Origin of the sequence: Labrys sp. (in: a-proteobacteria) (genome assembly GCF_047605565.1) — a bacterium.
GTDB lineage: Bacteria > Pseudomonadota > Alphaproteobacteria > Rhizobiales > Labraceae > Labrys > Labrys neptuniae.
In genome coordinates this window covers 23,909-39,347 of record NZ_JASGFM010000041.1, presented here as the reverse complement: position 1 = coordinate 39,347, position 15,439 = coordinate 23,909, and the positions used below count along the sequence as shown (strand labels likewise).

Genomic DNA, 15,439 nt, shown 5'->3' with positions numbered 1-15,439 from the left:
GGTCTCAGAAAAAGGCAGTGCCAAGTAGATTGGCACGAGCAGGATCTCGCGGCACGGGAGGTGCACTCTGCGCCTCCCGCGCAGCGTCCCTACAACTCGCCCTTCTTCAGGCTGGCGGCAATGAAATCGGCCTGCCGGATGGCGAGCGCCACGATGGTCAGTGTGGGATTCTCGGCGCCGCCGCTGGTGAATTGGCTGCCATCCGAGACGAACAGGTTCTTGATGTCGTGCGTCTGGCCATGCTTGTTGACCACGCCGTCGGAGGCCTTGGCACTCATGCGGTTGGTGCCGAGATTGTGGGTTGAAGGATAGGGCGGCGTCGGGAAGGTCCTGACGGCACCGACCGCCTCATAGATTGCCTGTCCCTGCCGATAGGCATGGTTGCGCATGGCAGTATCGTTCTCGTGGTCGTCGAAATGCACATTGGCGACCGGCATGCCCGCCTTGTCCTTGACGGAGGAATGCAGGGTGATGCGGTTGGCCTCGCTCGGCATGTCCTCGCCGACGATCCACATGCCGGCCATGTGGTCGTAGCTGTCGAGCGCCGAGGTGAAGGAACGCCCCCAGGCGCCGGGATCGAGAAACGCCGCCATGAAGGGCAGCCCGAGCGAGAGCGTCTCCAACTCATAGCCGCCGGCAAAGCCACGCTTGGGATCGTGGCGCGCCTCGTCCCTGACGATGCCGGCCATGGTGGTACCGCGATACATGTGCACCGGCTTTTCGAAAATGCCGTAGACCGAGCCGGTGGTGTGGCGCATGTAGTTGCGGCCGACCTGGCCCGAGCTGTTGGCGAGGCCGTCCGGGAACAGGTTCGAAGCCGAGTTGAGCAGCAAGCGCGGGCTCTCGATGGAATTGCCGGCAACCGCGACGACACGCGCCTTCTGGCGCTGGGTCTTGCCGTCCTTGTCGAGATAGACCACGCTGGTGACCTTGCCCTTCGCATCATGCTCGATCTTGACGGCCTGGCTGTTCGGCCGGACCTCGAGATTGCCGGTCTCCTCGCCCTTGGGGATCTCGGCGTAGAGGGTCGACCATTTCGCGCCGGATTTGCAGCCCTGGAAGCAGAAGCCGATCTGCTGGCAGGAGCCGCGCCCGTCGCGCGGCTGGCTGTTGATCGCCATGCGGCCGGTATGCACTTCCTTGTAGCCGAGCTTCTTGGCGCCGGCCTCCAGCACCTTGTAGTTGTTGTTGCCGGGCAGGCCGGGAATGTTGTTGGTGCGCGTCACCCCCATCTTGTCCTCGGCCTTGGCGTAATAAGGCTCGAGTTCGGCCAGGGTGATCGGCCAGTCCAGGAGATTGGCGCCCGGCAGGCTGCCATAGGTGGAGCGGATCTTGAACTCGTGCTCCTGGAAGCGCAGCGAGGCACCGGCCCAATGCACGCTGGAGCCGCCGACCGCCTTGACGATCCAGGCCGGCAGATTGGGGAAGTCCTTGTGCACGCGCCAGCTTCCGGAGGTGGTGCGCATGTCCTTCCAGGCAAGCTGGCCGAAGCTCTCCCACTCGTCGTTGACGAAATCCTCGATCTCGTAGCGGCCGCCCGCTTCGAGGATCACGACCTTCACGCCCTTGAGGGCCAGTTCGGTGCCCAGCGTGCCGCCGCCAGCGCCGGAGCCGACGATCACCACGACGGAATCGTCGTTCAGATCAAAAGGAGCTGCCATGGTTCCGTCTCCTCCAAGGCGTCCTGCGCAAAGACGGTCTCGTCTCAGGTCGCAAGGACGCGTCGAACCAAAGAATGAGAGAAAAAATGCGTTCTGGTTGAAACGCGCTTTGCTCAGGGAATGGGTGCCGCCGGCGGAAAACCCGTCCGGAGGAAATGAGGGCTGGAAATCGGTCTCTACCGGCCGGGATCAGAGCCACTCGATGTCGGAAAAGCCGCGGTTGATATAGCCGCCCTTGTCGGCGGAGGAGCCCTCATAGCCAAAGAGGGGCCAGACCTCCTTCTGGTTGTAGAGACTGACCACCAGGCCCGAGCGCACCGCGCCGAAGAAGGGCGAGGCCTCGACCTTGCGCAGGATCGCCAGCCTCTCCTCTTCCCAGCCGAGGTCGGCATAGCGCTTGCCGCCCGCCGCCGCGGCCAGCCCGTCCAGCGTGGTCACGCCATCCTCGAACAGGGCCTTGCTGGCCGCATCCTTGCCGGCCTTGGCATCGAAATCCTTGACGGCGATGGCGTAATAGCGATCGGGCAGCCGATCGTGGGGATAGATGTCGCGTGACATCCGGATCAGCGTTTCCAGCGTCTCCGGCTTCAGCGCGGTAGCGTCCAGCGCCCAGGCCTCCCGCGGGCAGTAAAGCGCCCCGCCGGCGACCACCAGCGCAACGCCGGTCGCAGCCGAGACGATAAAACCGCGACGGGACAGTTCACCTGCCTGCCTGGCTTTCTTCATGTTGTCCTCCCTGCTTGTTGCGCCGGGGCTGCCATCGGCGCCCCGGTCTGCCGTTCTTGTCATGCCGGGCGGCCGCGCGCAGGCGGCCGGCGGGCTATTTGTAGCGCCCGCCCCGCTGCAGGACCTCGATCTTGTAGCCATCCGGATCCTGGATGAAGAAGAAGCGCGCGGCCCCCGAACCATCCGGGAAGGAGAGGCTCTTCAGATCGCCGGGCGCGAGGCCGAGGGCCGAGACCTTTGCATGAACAGCCTCGAGGTCCGGCACGGAGATCGCCAGGTGGCCATAGCCATCCCCGAGCTGATAGGGCTCGGTACGGCCCTTGTTGACCGTCAGTTCCAGCTCGAAGCCGGTCTCGTCGCTGAGATAGATCAGGGTGAAGCTCTCGAAGGCGAAGCGGCCGGCGATATCAAGCCCAAAGGCCTTCCGGTAGAAATCGACCGAACGCTCCTCGTCGAGAACGCGGATCATGCTGTGAATCATGCCCATGGCAACTGGCCTCTATTTTTGAACGCTGAGTGACTTGAGATAGGCGATGATCCGCGCCCGTTTGGCGGGATCGGCCTGGCGATAGGGCATGGTCGAACCCGGCCGGAAGGCCTGGGCATTGGTGATCCACTTCTCGAGATTGTCGGCATCCCAGGTGAAGCCGGCATTGGCGAGGGCAGCCGAATATTTGTAGCCCGGATAGGTTCCTGCCTTGCGGCCGACGAGACCGGCCAGGTTCGGCCCCTGGCGCGGGCCTGCCGCGGGATCGACGACATGGCAGGTGCCACAGCTGGTGACGAACTGCTTCTGGGCGGCTACGAGATCATCGTCCGCCTGGGCGGTGGAGATGCTGAACAGCAACGCTCCCGCCACGACGGCAAGCGCCTTGCCCATCCCTCCCTGCGTCCCACCCATCATGACCGCCTGCTTCGTTTGCGACTATGGCCAGGAGGTTAGGTGCCGGCTTCAGGCACCGGGTAGTAATATTGCATTACACGTCGAGAATTCGGAAAATAGGCCGGGTTTCAGCCGAGGCAGCTAGGAAGCTGGCGGAACCGAGAGCAATGGCTGCCGGCCTTGGATTCGTTCGAGAATAAGCGCTTGTTCTCGAATGCCTATTCCGCGGCGACGAGGTCGAAGGCGGCAGGCCGGCGCGAGGTGGCCGGCCGCAGTTCGGCGACGTATTTCAGGCAGCAGCAGCGCAGGAGCGAGGTGAAGTTGCGGACGTCGCCGTGCAGGTCCAGCACCTCGTCATGCAGGCGGGTGACGAAACGGCCGAGCGACATGCCCTGGTCGACGGCAAGCTGCTCCAGAATGTCCCAATAGACGGCTTCGAGGCGAATCGAGGTGGCATGACCGCCGATACGCACCGAACGCGTATGCGTCTCATAGGTCTCCGGCGGCTGGGAGGCGAACAGATGGCACATGGCTTTCCCCCGATCGGCGCGTCCCTGCGCTTCCTGCCGGTTGCGGCACGTCGCGAAACGCTTTGCTTTCTTTGACTCTTTCCAAAGAGAGCGGCTCTGTCAATCGGCGAACTTCACACCAAGGCGTTACCGGTACCGGGGTGCTATTTCGCACCCGCCCGCCGGACCCTGAGCTCGTTGCCGGCCCTGGCATCGAGGCCGATCATGTCGAGGATGGCGATAAAGGCGATCAGTCCGATCACCGCAAAGGCGATCTGGAAATCGACCAGCGGCAGCGAGCCATTCGTACCCGGAAACCACAGCTCCGCCAGCCTTAGCGCCGCTGCGGCCACGCCGACACCGAGGCCCATCGACATCTGCTGGGCGACGTTGAACAGAGTGTTCGCCCCGCTCATCCGCGCTTCCGGCACCTCGGCGAAGGCGATGGTGTTGAGCGCGGTGAATTGCATCGAGCGCGTCAGGCCGCTGGCGAACAGCAAGGCGCAGATCAGCGGGAAGGGCGTCGCCGGCGTCAGCAGCGCATAGGAAGAGATCAGCACGGCGTTGAGGAGGCCATTGCCGAGCAGCACCTGGCGGAAGGTAAAGCGCCGCAGCACCGGCGTGGTGAAGGGCTTCATCACGATATTGCCGGCGAACACCCACAACACCAGCAGGCCGGCCTGATAGGCGTCGAGCCCGAAGGCGAGCTGGAACATCAGCGGCGCCAGGAAGGGCACGGCGCCGATGGCGACGCGGAATATCGAGCCGCCCCAGATGGTGATGGAGAAGCTGCGGATGCGCAGGGCCCAGGGATCGACCAAGGGATGCGCGGCGCGCCGCGCATGGAGAACCGCCGCCAACGTGACCATGGCGCTCGCCGCCAGCCAGATCGCCGCCAGCGCCATGGAGCCATCCTGCCGCGAGATCAGGTCCAGGCCATACATCAGGCCGAAGCAGGCGGCGCCGATCAGGACGAAGCCAGTCCAGTCGAACGGCTTGGCGCCATCCGGCTTGCCGGCGGGAATCAGCTTCATGGTGAGGATGAAGCCGACGATACCGAGCGGCACGTTGAGGAAGAAGATCCAGTGCCAGGTCGCATAGGTGGCGAGGAAGCCGCCGATCGGCGGGCCGAGCACCGGGGCCGCCAGGCCGGGCCAGGTGATGGTGGCGATCGCCCGCATCAAATCCTGCTTGGCCGTGTTGCGCAGCACGATCAGCCGGCCGACCGGCACCATCAAGGCGCCGCCGACGCCCTGCAGGATGCGCGCCGCCGTGAAGACCGGCAGGCTGGTGCTGAGGCCGCACAGGATGGAAGCGAGCGTGAAGATCACGATCGCCCAGCCGAACACCGCGCGCGGGCCGTATTTGTCGGCGACCCAGCCGCTGGCCGGGATCAGCACGGCCAAAGTGAGCAGATAGGCGGAGATGCCGATATTGAGGTCGATCGGCTGCACGCCGAAGGAATCGGCCATCTGCGGCAGGGCGCTGACCACCACCGTGCCGTCCAGCATCTCCATGAAATAGGCGCCGGCGACGAGGAAGGCCAGGATGGAACTACTCGCCGGCTTGGATGTCATGAAGGTCGGTTCCGAAGACGAAGGCGGCTGGTATTATCCGCCGCGCCATTGGTCGGACCATAGAAAAAGAAGACGGAGCTGGAAAGAGAAAGCTTGAGGGCGAACTTAAAGGGAAACGATCATTTCCAAATTCACCCTCGCCCATAGGCCCTGACGAAAAAGGCCACCGTCATGCCGACCGCAATCGCCAGCGTGGCAAAGCGTACGGCGCCGGATGGCAGCCGCCGGCCGGCCTGGGCGCCGAGATAGCCACCGGCGAGCGCCCCGCCTCCCACGATCAGTGTCTGCGGCCAATGCACGGCACCGGCCAGCGCAAAGCAGAGCACAGCGGCGGTGTTGGCCGCCGTCACCATCAGCGTGCGTGACGGGTTCAGCGCCTTGAAATCGGCACCATCGAGCAGGCTCCAGGCCGCGATCATCATCAGCCCCACGGCGCCGCCGAAATAGCCGCCATAAAGGCCGAGCAGGACCTGGATCGCCAGCACCACGGCAGGCCCGGCCGCCAGGCGCGCCCGCAGTGCGGCGCCGAGCCGCGGCCCGGCTGCCAGCATGAGGGTGGCAACCAGCAGCAGCCAGGGCAGCAGCTGGTCGAACATGGTCGTCGGCGTCCACAGCAGGAGGAGTGCGCCCGCAAGGCCGCCCGCCAGCGTGACGGCGAGCATCCAACCGGCCGGCGCGCCGCAGATCGGATCGAAGCCGCTGCGATAGACATAGGCACTGGCCGCGCCGCCGGGATAAAGCGCCACCGTGCTCGAAGCATTCGCCGCAACCGAAGGCACACCGGCGGCAATCAGGGCCGGCAGCGTCACGAAGGAGCCGCCGCCCGCCATGGCGTTCATCGCACCAGCAAGCAGACCGGCACCGGCAAGCAGGAAAAGATCGGACATACGGGCTTCCTGACATTCGGCAACCCGGTTGACAATCGGGAAGATCCGATCCTTTCCTTCGGATAAAACGAAGGAAGAGCCCATGCGTTTCGATCTCACCGATTTGCGCCTATTCGACGCCGTGGTGCGGGCGGGCAGCATTTCCGGCGGGGCCGAGCGCATGCATATGGCGCTTGCCTCCGCCAGCGCCCGGGTGAGCGGCATGGAGGCCGCGCTCGGTACTGCTCTGTTCAACCGCAGCCGCCGCGGCGTCGAGCCGACGGCGGCCGGGCTGGCACTGCTGCACCACGCCCGCGCCATCACCGCGCAGGTCGAGCAGATGCGGGGCGAATTGCTGTCCTTCTCCTCCGGCCTCAAGGGCGAGATCCGCATGCTCTCCAACACCGCGGGGCTGGTCGAGCTGGTGCCGGCGGCCTTGCGCGTCTTCCTGGCCAGCCACCCCGGCGTCGACATCGACATCGAGGAAAGGACCAGCGCCGAAATCGTCGAGGCTGTCAGCGCCGGCACGGCCGAATTCGGCGTGATCGCCGCCACCGCCGATCTGGCGGAACTGGAAACCCGCACGCTCGGCGTCGATCGCCTGGTGGCCGTAACGGCGAGGAGCAGCGCCCTCGCGGCCCGGCCGGAGATCGGTTTTTCGGAACTGATCGGCGAACCCTTCGTCGGCCTGGCCGGCGGCGCCCTCACCGACCATCTCGCCCGCCAGGCCGCGCGCCTCGGACGGCGCATCGCCTATCGCGTCAGGCTGCGCAGCTTCGATGCCGTCGCCCGCCTGGTCGAGGCCGGCATCGGCGTCGGCGTATTGCCGCAGGCTGCCGTCGAGCGCTATGGCAGCCCGCATTTGGTCGCGCTGCGCCTGAGCGACGGCTGGGCCGACCGGCACCTGGTCGTTTGCGCCAAATCCCTCGCCGGCCTGTCGATGCACAGCCGCCTGCTCATCGACGAACTCCAGCGGCAGGGGATGGCGACGCACGGGCCTGGCGACGAGACAAAATATACCGGATATCTGCCCCACAATCCCTGACAGGCCCGGCTTCCCCAAGCGTGGCGTCAGGCAAACACCATCTCGACCGAGCCGAGGTCGCCGAAATCGGCGGCGAAAGCCTGGCCGACGACCGCCTGCAGGATCAGCGGCCCGCCCCCGATGGCGATGAGGTTGCCCGGCGGCACCTGCCGGCCACGACGCGCAAGGTAGAGTGAAAGGCTGGCAATCGCCTGCCTGACCTCGCGCATCACCTGCTCGCCCCGGCTGCGGCCGACCACCGCCCCATTCATACTGGCGACGACCTCCAGGCCTCCGAGATCGGCCAGTTGGCGGTCGAACACGGGCCTGCCCTTGGCGGAGGCCACGTGCAGGCCGAAATCGGCCGTGGCCGTCCAGGAGTTGAGCGGCACGGCCCCCCTCACCCGGCGGCCGAGGATCGTGATCATCGGCACGCAACCAATGATGGCTTCCTCGATCAGCGAGGGCGTGACCGGGCGGTGCGGATCGGGATAGGAATCTCCCAGCAGCAGGCCGAGACTCCATTCCGCCCCCAGCACGCCCGGCGGCAGGCGGAAAGGACTATGGCTGGACATCATGCTTGCACCGGGCAGCGGCCCGAATACAGGACCGTCGCATTGCAGGATGCGCCGGGTGGCCGGGATCGTCGCCGTCGCGTAGTAGCCGACGCTATTGTCGTCCAGGGCAGCGAATGCAGCATCCTGGACGTCTTCCGCCATCTGTTCCGATGAAATCAGGTGAAGCGGAAGATCGCCGATGGTGCCGCCAGAGCGATTGAAAGCCAGCGCCTCACCGAGTTCGGCAATCGACGCCTTCATTCTCATCCTCGATCGGTTCGAAGCCCAGCCCAGCGCGCCACTATACCGTCGCCCGATGCAGGCCTTCAAATCAGGAGATCGTCCTATTTCGGCTGGGGAGCATAAGGGACGTATAAAGGAAATGGCTGCCGGCAAGACGACCGGCGTCTCCAGCGCCCAGCGCCTTTTTCAGCGCGAAACGCCTGTCCGGCCCCGGCTCTGCTTCATGCCTGTGGGCGAAGAGTTCAACCCGTCGCGATCGTTCACGCCGTGCCACCCGCCAGGGCCCGATCACGCCCAGCGGCATATGCCATTGCGTAAACTTAATGTGAGGCGGCACGGCGAATGAAAAACAACCGCGACTGGGGGAAAGAGGCAGGCTTTACCGGGTATTTCAGGCATTCCGGCCTCGCCTGAAGCGCGAAGCGGGATGGTGGAGCTGATGAGATTCGAACTCACGACCTCTGCAGTGCGATTGCAGCGCTCTCCCAACTGAGCTACAGCCCCGGCTGCCCGGAAGCGTCGCCATTTAGTGTTCGTGCCTCCCTCCTGTCAAGCGGACTTGGCATATATCCAGGTCCGCTGGCTGAAGATGGCCGAGCCTCAATGGCGCAGTGCCCTTCCCGGGACCGTGGGTGTCCCCGTCCGCGGTTCCAGGAAGGGTGGAAACCGAGCGGAATTTGGAAATCCTTAACCGAATTCTGAGTCTTGGCGAGGCATGGTGGCCCGGAACGGGCTGGGTGCCGATCAAGTTTGGTTTTGCCGTATCGATGGATGTGTTCTCTAGGATTCTCAGTCTGGCGATTGCCTGGGCCTTCGAAATGGTCTTCGGCTATCCGCGCTGGCTCTATGCGCGGATCGGCCATCCCGTTACCTGGATGGGCGCCCTCATCGGCTGGCTCGACCGGCGCCTGAATTTCGCGGAGGATGCCCCCTCCACCCGCCGGGGCGCCGGCATCGTCACCACCGGCGTCCTCGTGCTGGTTGCCGGGGTCGGCGGCTATGTCGTCGAGCGGCTCTGCCTTTCCCTCACCTATGGCTTCATTCCGCTCGGTCTGATCGCTTCTTCGCTGATCGCTTCGAAGAGCCTGGGCGATCATGTCGAGGACGTCGCGCATGGGCTGGAAGTCGGCGGCCTCGCCGGCGGCCGCAAGGCGGTCTCGATGATCGTCGGGCGCAATCCCGAAACCCTGGACGAGCCCGGTGTCTGCCGCGCCGCGATCGAGAGCCTGGCCGAGAACTTCTCCGACGGCGTGGTGGCGCCGGTGTTCTGGTATGCCCTGTTCGGCCTGCCCGGCATTGCCGTCTACAAGATCATCAACACGGCCGATTCGATGATCGGCCACCGCACCCCGCGCCACGAGGCCTTCGGCTGGGCCGCGGCGCGCCTCGACGACTGGCTGAACCTCATCCCCGCCCGTCTGACGGCCCTGGTCATCAGCGCCGCCGCCTTCATCAGCCATCGCCGCGGGCGGGCCGCCCTCGCCGCCGTCAGGCGCGATGCCGGCAAGCACCGTTCCCCCAATGCCGGCTGGCCCGAGGCGGCCATGGCCGGCGCGCTCGACCTGCGCCTCGCCGGTCCACGCATCTATGGCGAGACCCTGGTCGAGGACGCCTATATGGGCAATGGCCGGGCTGATGCCGGCGCGGCCGATATCCGCCGCGCCCTAGACCTCTACCATATGGCCTGCGTGATCCTGTCGGCCGTGATCGGGCTGCTGACCTTCTACCTGATCTACAAGCAATATCAGTGAGGGAATTCGGGGTGCACGGGCATCCGGAAGCTCCTCCGCCCTACAGCCCGATGATCCGCCCGATCGCCGCCATGTCGAGATGGCGGGCGAGATGGGCTGCAAAGGTGTCCAGCGTCTCCTCCACCACGGCGTCATAGGCCAGGTTGCTGCCCTGTCCGCCGAGACGAGCGAGCCAGGCCGCACGCTGGCGGTCGTCGCCGAACAGGCCATGCACATAGCAGCCGGCTATGCGGCCGTCGGCCGAACTCGCTCCATCGAGACTGCCGTCATCGAAACGCAGCAACGGGCGAGCGAGCGCGGGCCCCTCGGTGACGCCGACATGCATCTCATAGCCGGAGAAGGGCTCCTCGTCCGCGCAGCTCTGCCCGCTCGCCGCCACCAGCCGCTTGTCGCCGCCGAGGCGGGTGACGACATCGAGCAGGCCGAGGCCCTCGACCTCGCCCGGCGGCCCCTCGATGCCGTCGGGATCGGCGATAACAGTGCCGAGCATCTGATAGCCGCCGCACAGGCCGAGGACATGGCCGCCGCGCCGGACATGGGCCGCTATGTCGATGTCCCAGCCCTCGGTGCGCAGGAAGGCGAGGTCGGCGATGGTCGCCTTCGAGCCGGGCAGGATGACGAGATCGGCCACCGGCAGGGGACGGCCGGGCTTCACCATCACGAGATCGACCTCGGCCTCCTGGGCCAGCGGATCGAGATCGTCGAAATTGGAGATGCGCGGCATCATCGGCACCGCGATGGTGAGCTTGGCACCGGCACGGCGCGAACCATAGGAGCCGAGCGCCAGCGCATCCTCCGCCGGCAGCCGCCCGGCCTGCGGAAAATGCGGCACCAGGCCGAGAGCCGGCCAGCCCGAGCGCTCGGCGATGAAGGCCATGCCGTCGGCGAACAGGCTGGCATCGCCGCGCATCTTGTTGACGATGAAGCCCTTGATCAAGGCGGCGTCCTCAGGGTCGATGGCTGCCTTGGTGCCGAGGATCTGCGCGATCACGCCGCCGCGGTCGATGTCGCCGGCCAGCAGCACGGGGGCGTCCACCGCACGGGCAAAGCCCATATTGGCGATATCGCCGGCGCGCAGATTGACCTCCGAGGCCGAGCCGGCCCCCTCGACGAGCACGAGATCGGCTTCGGCTCTGAGACGCTCGAAACTGTCGAGCACGTCGGCCATCAGTGCGGGCTTGAGCGCCTGGTAGTCTCGTGCCCTAGCCGAGCCGCGCATGCGGCCCTGCACGATGATCTGGGCCCCGATCTCCGATTGCGGCTTCAAGAGCACCGGGTTCATGTGCACGCTGAGCGCAACCCGCGCCGCCCGGGCCTGCAGCGCCTGTGCCCGGCCGATCTCGCCGCCATCCTCGGTAACCGCAGCATTGTTCGACATGTTCTGCGGCTTGAAGGGGCGTACTCTCAAGCCCTGGTGGGCGAAATGGCGGCACAGCCCCGCCACCAGCAGCGACTTGCCGACATCCGAGCCCGTGCCCTGGATCATGAGGATTTTGGCGGTCATCGATGTCACGAGCTCCTGCGCAGCCGTCCCAGGGGAATGAAGTCCGGCGACGTCGGCGTGCAGGGCCTGCATTCCCAATCGCCATACCAGGCTTCCACCTCGAGGCCCACTTCCTTCAGCGCCTGTTCCAGCTCGGACCGCGGGGCAAAGGCGATGCGCGAATGGGACGAGAGCACCCGCCCATCGCCAAGGACGCGATAATGGGTGCCATAGGTCACGATGTCAGTGGCGGGGTCATGCGAAACATCGTTCCAGGCCTCGACCGCTCCGAAACGCGGATGCTCGATCCGCCGGCTCGATTGCTCCGGCGTCCATTCCCGCCACTCGGCCACGGCCGGGTTGCGGCTGTCGAAGATGAAACGCCCCCCGGGCTCCAGATGCGCAGCGATCGTGCGCAGAGCGGCGATGCGATCCTCCGGCGTGAGGAAGACCTGGAAGGCATGGCCGGTCATCACGATGAGCTCGAAACGGCGGCCCAACCGCACGGTGCGGCCGTCGCCCTGCACGAAGGTCACCCTGTCGCCGCCCTGGCGGCGGCGGGCGATATCGAGCATGGCAGCGGCTGGATCGACGCCGAAGACGGTGCAATCCGGCTCGAGCGCCACTTCCGCCGCAAGATCGCCCGTGCCGCAGCCGAGATCGAGCACGGAGGCACAGCCCGCCGCCAAAGACCGGCAGCAGGCGCGATCGGCGCTCCACTCGTTCTCGACATCATAGAAGCTGGCGATGTCCGGATCTTCATAGAGCCGGTCGGGGCGGGCATTGTCGTGGTTCACGGGCTTGTCGGTCCTGCTCGCTCGTTCGAAGAATTGCCTGCCTATCACCCCTATCGGGCGCCGCAAAGCCTGCCGATTCGCTGCGCTCGAAGCGACATCTGTGCCCGGCTGAACAGGCTTTCAGGCCAAACACGCATATGGACATGGATTTGCCACGCACAGGCTTATGATGGGTGGGTACTGGAATCACCCGGCTGGGCGGCCTATCCTGCCGCCGATCGAGATGTTTGGATGATGGCATGGCTGATCCCGAGGCAGGCATGAGCGAGGAAGCGGCACGCGACGCGCGTACCTTCGAGACGCTCGTGCTGCGTGCGAGGCTGGCCCAGTTCTGGGAACGGGCCTGGCCGCGCCTGGCCGTGCCGCTGGGCATTATCGGCCTCTTCGTGGCCCTGAGCTGGTTCGATCTGTTCGCTGTCCTGTCCGGCCTGCCGCGTCTCGTTCTTTTCCTGATCCTTCTTGGCGGGCTCCTCGCCTCGCTCTGGCCGCTCGCCCGGCTGCGCTTCCCCAGCCGGGATGCCGCGCTACAGCGCATTGACCAGGCCATCGGCCTGCCGCATCGCCCGGCCACCGCCCGGCAGGACCGGCTGGTGCAGGGCGGCGGCGACCCGCTCGCCGAAGCGCTGTGGCGCCGGCACCTGCGCCTCGCTTTGGAGGCAAGCCGCCGGGTGCGCCTCGGCCTGCCTTCGCCGGGCCTGCCGCAACTCGATCGCTATGGCCTGCGCGTCGGCGCCATCCTGGCCCTGTTCGTCGGATTCTTCTATGCCGGGGCCGAACGCCTGCCGCGCCTCCTCGATGCCCTCGCCTCCCCCCGGCACGACATCGCCGCACTGTTCTCGGGCCGGGATGGCGAGCTGTCAGGCATGCGCATGGATGCCTGGGTGACGCCGCCGCCCTATACGCGCCGCGCGCCCCAGGTGCTCTCGCAGGCCAATCAGGGCGCGCCGATCCCGGTGCCGCAGGGCTCCGTCCTCGTCGTGCGCCTTGCCGGCGACAAGGGTGCCGAGATCGAGGCGCAGGCCGGCACCGAGGACGTGCCCGCCACGGCGGCGGATCAGGACGCCACGGTCGTCGAAAAGCGCCTCAAACTGGTGGCCGACACCGGCATCGACATTCGCCACGGCGATGGCAGCCAGACGCACTTTGCCTTCACCGTCATCCCCGACCGGCCGCCCACCATCGCCTTCGAAGGGCCGGTGAAGCCGGACGGCAAGGGCGGCATGATCTTCAGCTACAAGATCGACGACGACTACGGCGCCACCACGGTGGAAAGCCAGGGCACGCTGCTCACCGACGGCCATGCCCTCTACCAGCCGCCGAAGATCGCCCTCTCCGCGCCCGCCGGCCATGCCCGTTCCGGCACGGTGACGGCGACGCGCAATCTTTCGGCCGATCCGCTGGCGGGAGCGGCCGTCAAGATGACGCTGGTGGTTCGGGACGATGCCGGCAATGAAGGCCGCAGCGATCCGCAGGATGTCACCCTGCCCCAGCGCGACTTCCAAAACCCGCTGGCCCGCGCCCTGGTGGAGCAGCGCCTCAACCTGGCCGTCGATGCCAACCGAGCCCGCGAGGTCAAATACGCGCTGGAAGCGCTGATGATCGCCCCGGAGGACTTCACCAAGGATGCCGGCCTCTATCTCGGCCTGCGCACCGTGCGTGACCGGATCGATCGCGCCAATTCCGATGACGCCTATCGCGATGCCGCCGACTATCTGTGGCAGATCGCGCTCGCCATCGAGGAGGGTGACGGCAGCATCGCCGAGCGCCGGCTCCGGGCTGCGCGCGAAAAGCTGAAGGAAGCGCTGGAACGCGGCGCCTCGCCGGAGGAGATCGAGAAGCTCACCCAGGAATTGCGCCAGGCCCTCAACGACTTCCTGCAGGACTATGCCAAGCGCCAGCAGCAGGCCCTCAAGAACAATCAGAGGCCTGGCGACAAGCCCGTCCGCAACATCACGCCCGAGGAGCTGAACAAGCTGCTCGACCAGCTTGAGAATTCGGCCAAGAACGGCAAGAAGGACGATGCCCAGAAGCTGCTCTCGCAGCTCGACGACATCCTCAACAGCCTGGCCAATCCCGAGGACAGCGTCGGCCAGGGCGATCCCACGATGCAGCAGATGCAGCAATCGCTCAACGACATGGGCAAGATGATCCTGCGCCAGCAACGCCTGCGCGATCAGACCTATCGCCAGAACCAGCCTTTCGGGCAGGGACAGGAGGGTCAAGGGCAAGAGGGCCAGGGGCAGGAAGGCCAGGGACAAGACGGCCAAGGCCCGGGCGATCAGGGGCTGGGGGACCAGGGCTTGGGCGACCAAGGTCAAGGTGGCCAGGGACAGGGACCTTCCGGCCAGGGGCAGCAAGGTCAGAACGGACAAGGACAGGGTGGCTCCGGCCAAGGCAGCCCAGGTCAAGGTGGTCAGGGTCAGGGCGAAGCTTCGCCCTCGCTCGACCAGTTGAAGGAGCGCCAGCAGGCACTGCGCCAGCAATTGGAGAAGATGCAGAAGAATCTGCGCGATAGCGGCGCGGAGACCCCGGGTGCCCTGGGCGAGGCCGGGCAGGCCATGCGCGACGCCGAAAACCAGCTTGGCGAGCAGGATGGCGAAAATGCCGTCAATTCGCAGGGACGGGCCATCGAAGCCCTGCGCAAGGCGGCCAAGGGGCTTGCCGAGCAGATGGCGCAAGCCCGCAAGAACGGCAAGGGACCGCAACAGGGCAACAACCGGGGCGGCAAGGATCCTCTCGGCCGGCAACTGCCCGATGGCCCCGATTTCAATGCCGACGGCTCGACCGAGGCGTCTCCTTCCAGGCGGGCCGGCGAAGTGCTGAATGAGCTACGCCGCCGCCTCGCCGATCCCAACCGGCCGAAGGCGGAGACGGACTATCTGGAGCGCCTGCTCAACAAGCAGTGAGCATCGGCGGCTGCAATGACGCCAGGATCGAGAAGGAATCATCCATGTCCGCGACGTCTCTGCGCGCCACCGGCTCATGCCTGTGCGGTGGCGTGCGCTACGAGATCCATGGCACGCTGACACCCGTCAGTGCCTGCCATTGTTCGCAATGTGCCAAGACCAGCGGAAATTTCGTCGCCACCACCGACTGCGCGGCCGCCGATCTCACACTGACGGCCGAGGATACGCTGCGCTGGTATCGCTCATCCGAACGGGCCGAGCGCGGCTTCTGCGCCACCTGCGGCGGCAATTTGTTCTGGCGCGCCCTGGGCGATGACCGCATCTCGATCACCGCCGGCACGCTCGACCGGCCGACCGGGCTCGCCACGCGGCGGCACATCTTCGTCGCCTCGAAATCCGACTATTACGACATCGCCGACGGCGTGGCCCAGTTTGACGTCCGCTGATCCCCCGCTT

General features: G+C 66.1%; 14 protein-coding genes and 1 tRNA gene. 4 read left to right on the top strand and 11 right to left on the bottom strand.

Annotated elements, in window-relative coordinates; all coding sequences use genetic code 11:
• Positions 1–89 precede the first annotated feature (89 nt).
• From QM672_RS26720 to QM672_RS26690, 7 genes are all read right to left on the bottom strand, one after another.
• Positions 90–1,661: a GMC family oxidoreductase gene (locus QM672_RS26720; protein WP_367626432.1), complete on the bottom strand. Its 1,572-nt coding sequence runs from the start codon at positions 1,659–1,661 to the stop codon at positions 90–92.
• 189 nt (positions 1,662–1,850) lie between these two features.
• Positions 1,851–2,387 carry a twin-arginine translocation signal domain-containing protein gene (locus tag QM672_RS26715; protein ID WP_149252503.1) on the bottom strand — a complete coding sequence of 179 codons (537 nt, stop codon included), beginning with the start codon at positions 2,385–2,387 and terminating at the stop codon, positions 1,851–1,853.
• 94 nt (positions 2,388–2,481) lie between these two features.
• Entirely contained in the window at positions 2,482–2,856 is a 375-nt protein-coding gene (locus QM672_RS26710) for a VOC family protein (RefSeq protein ID WP_367626431.1), read from the bottom strand.
• A gap of 30 nt (positions 2,857–2,886) precedes the next feature.
• Complete coding sequence (locus QM672_RS26705) at positions 2,887–3,291, bottom strand: c-type cytochrome (RefSeq protein ID WP_367626430.1); 405 nt, start codon at positions 3,289–3,291, stop codon at positions 2,887–2,889.
• Positions 3,292–3,488: 197 nt separating this feature from the next.
• Positions 3,489–3,800, bottom strand: coding sequence for a ribbon-helix-helix domain-containing protein (locus QM672_RS26700; RefSeq protein ID WP_311932746.1), 312 nt, complete (start codon positions 3,798–3,800; stop codon positions 3,489–3,491).
• A gap of 143 nt (positions 3,801–3,943) precedes the next feature.
• Positions 3,944–5,356 carry an MFS transporter gene (locus QM672_RS26695; RefSeq protein ID WP_311932745.1) on the bottom strand — a complete coding sequence of 471 codons (1,413 nt, stop codon included), beginning with the start codon at positions 5,354–5,356 and terminating at the stop codon, positions 3,944–3,946.
• 131 nt (positions 5,357–5,487) lie between these two features.
• Positions 5,488–6,243: a sulfite exporter TauE/SafE family protein gene (locus QM672_RS26690; RefSeq protein ID WP_311932744.1), complete on the bottom strand. Its 756-nt coding sequence runs from the start codon at positions 6,241–6,243 to the stop codon at positions 5,488–5,490.
• A gap of 82 nt (positions 6,244–6,325) precedes the next feature.
• On the opposite strand from QM672_RS26690, the gene QM672_RS26685 reads away from it, so the two are divergent.
• Positions 6,326–7,267, top strand: coding sequence for a LysR family transcriptional regulator (locus tag QM672_RS26685; protein ID WP_311932743.1), 942 nt, complete (start codon positions 6,326–6,328; stop codon positions 7,265–7,267).
• Positions 7,268–7,293: 26 nt separating this feature from the next.
• Here the strand turns inward: QM672_RS26685 and QM672_RS26680 are convergent, their stop codons facing one another.
• Both QM672_RS26680 and QM672_RS26675 read right to left on the bottom strand, forming a co-directional pair.
• Positions 7,294–8,064 (bottom strand): hypothetical protein, encoded by a 771-nt coding sequence (locus QM672_RS26680; RefSeq protein ID WP_415086256.1) that lies wholly within the window; start codon positions 8,062–8,064, stop codon positions 7,294–7,296.
• A gap of 410 nt (positions 8,065–8,474) precedes the next feature.
• Positions 8,475–8,550, bottom strand: a tRNA-Ala gene (locus QM672_RS26675).
• Between the two features lie 263 nt (positions 8,551–8,813).
• Here QM672_RS26675 and cbiB point away from each other — a divergent pair.
• On the top strand, positions 8,814–9,797 hold the full coding sequence (gene cbiB, locus QM672_RS26670; RefSeq protein WP_311932789.1) for an adenosylcobinamide-phosphate synthase CbiB: 984 nt from the start codon (positions 8,814–8,816) through the stop codon (positions 9,795–9,797).
• A gap of 40 nt (positions 9,798–9,837) precedes the next feature.
• Here the strand turns inward: cbiB and QM672_RS26665 are convergent, their stop codons facing one another.
• Positions 9,838–11,301 (bottom strand): cobyric acid synthase, encoded by a 1,464-nt coding sequence (locus QM672_RS26665; protein ID WP_415086254.1) that lies wholly within the window; start codon positions 11,299–11,301, stop codon positions 9,838–9,840.
• Positions 11,302–11,306: 5 nt separating this feature from the next.
• Entirely contained in the window at positions 11,307–12,077 is a 771-nt protein-coding gene (locus tag QM672_RS26660; protein WP_415086252.1) for a class I SAM-dependent methyltransferase, read from the bottom strand.
• A 239-nt stretch (positions 12,078–12,316) separates the two neighbouring features.
• Here QM672_RS26660 and QM672_RS26655 point away from each other — a divergent pair, with 239 nt between their 5' ends.
• Both QM672_RS26655 and QM672_RS26650 read left to right on the top strand, forming a co-directional pair.
• Entirely contained in the window at positions 12,317–14,983 is a 2,667-nt protein-coding gene (locus QM672_RS26655) for a TIGR02302 family protein (protein ID WP_415086250.1), read from the top strand.
• A 44-nt stretch (positions 14,984–15,027) separates the two neighbouring features.
• Complete coding sequence (locus QM672_RS26650) at positions 15,028–15,429, top strand: GFA family protein (RefSeq protein WP_311932736.1); 402 nt, start codon at positions 15,028–15,030, stop codon at positions 15,427–15,429.
• The last annotated feature ends 10 nt before the right edge of the window (positions 15,430–15,439 follow it).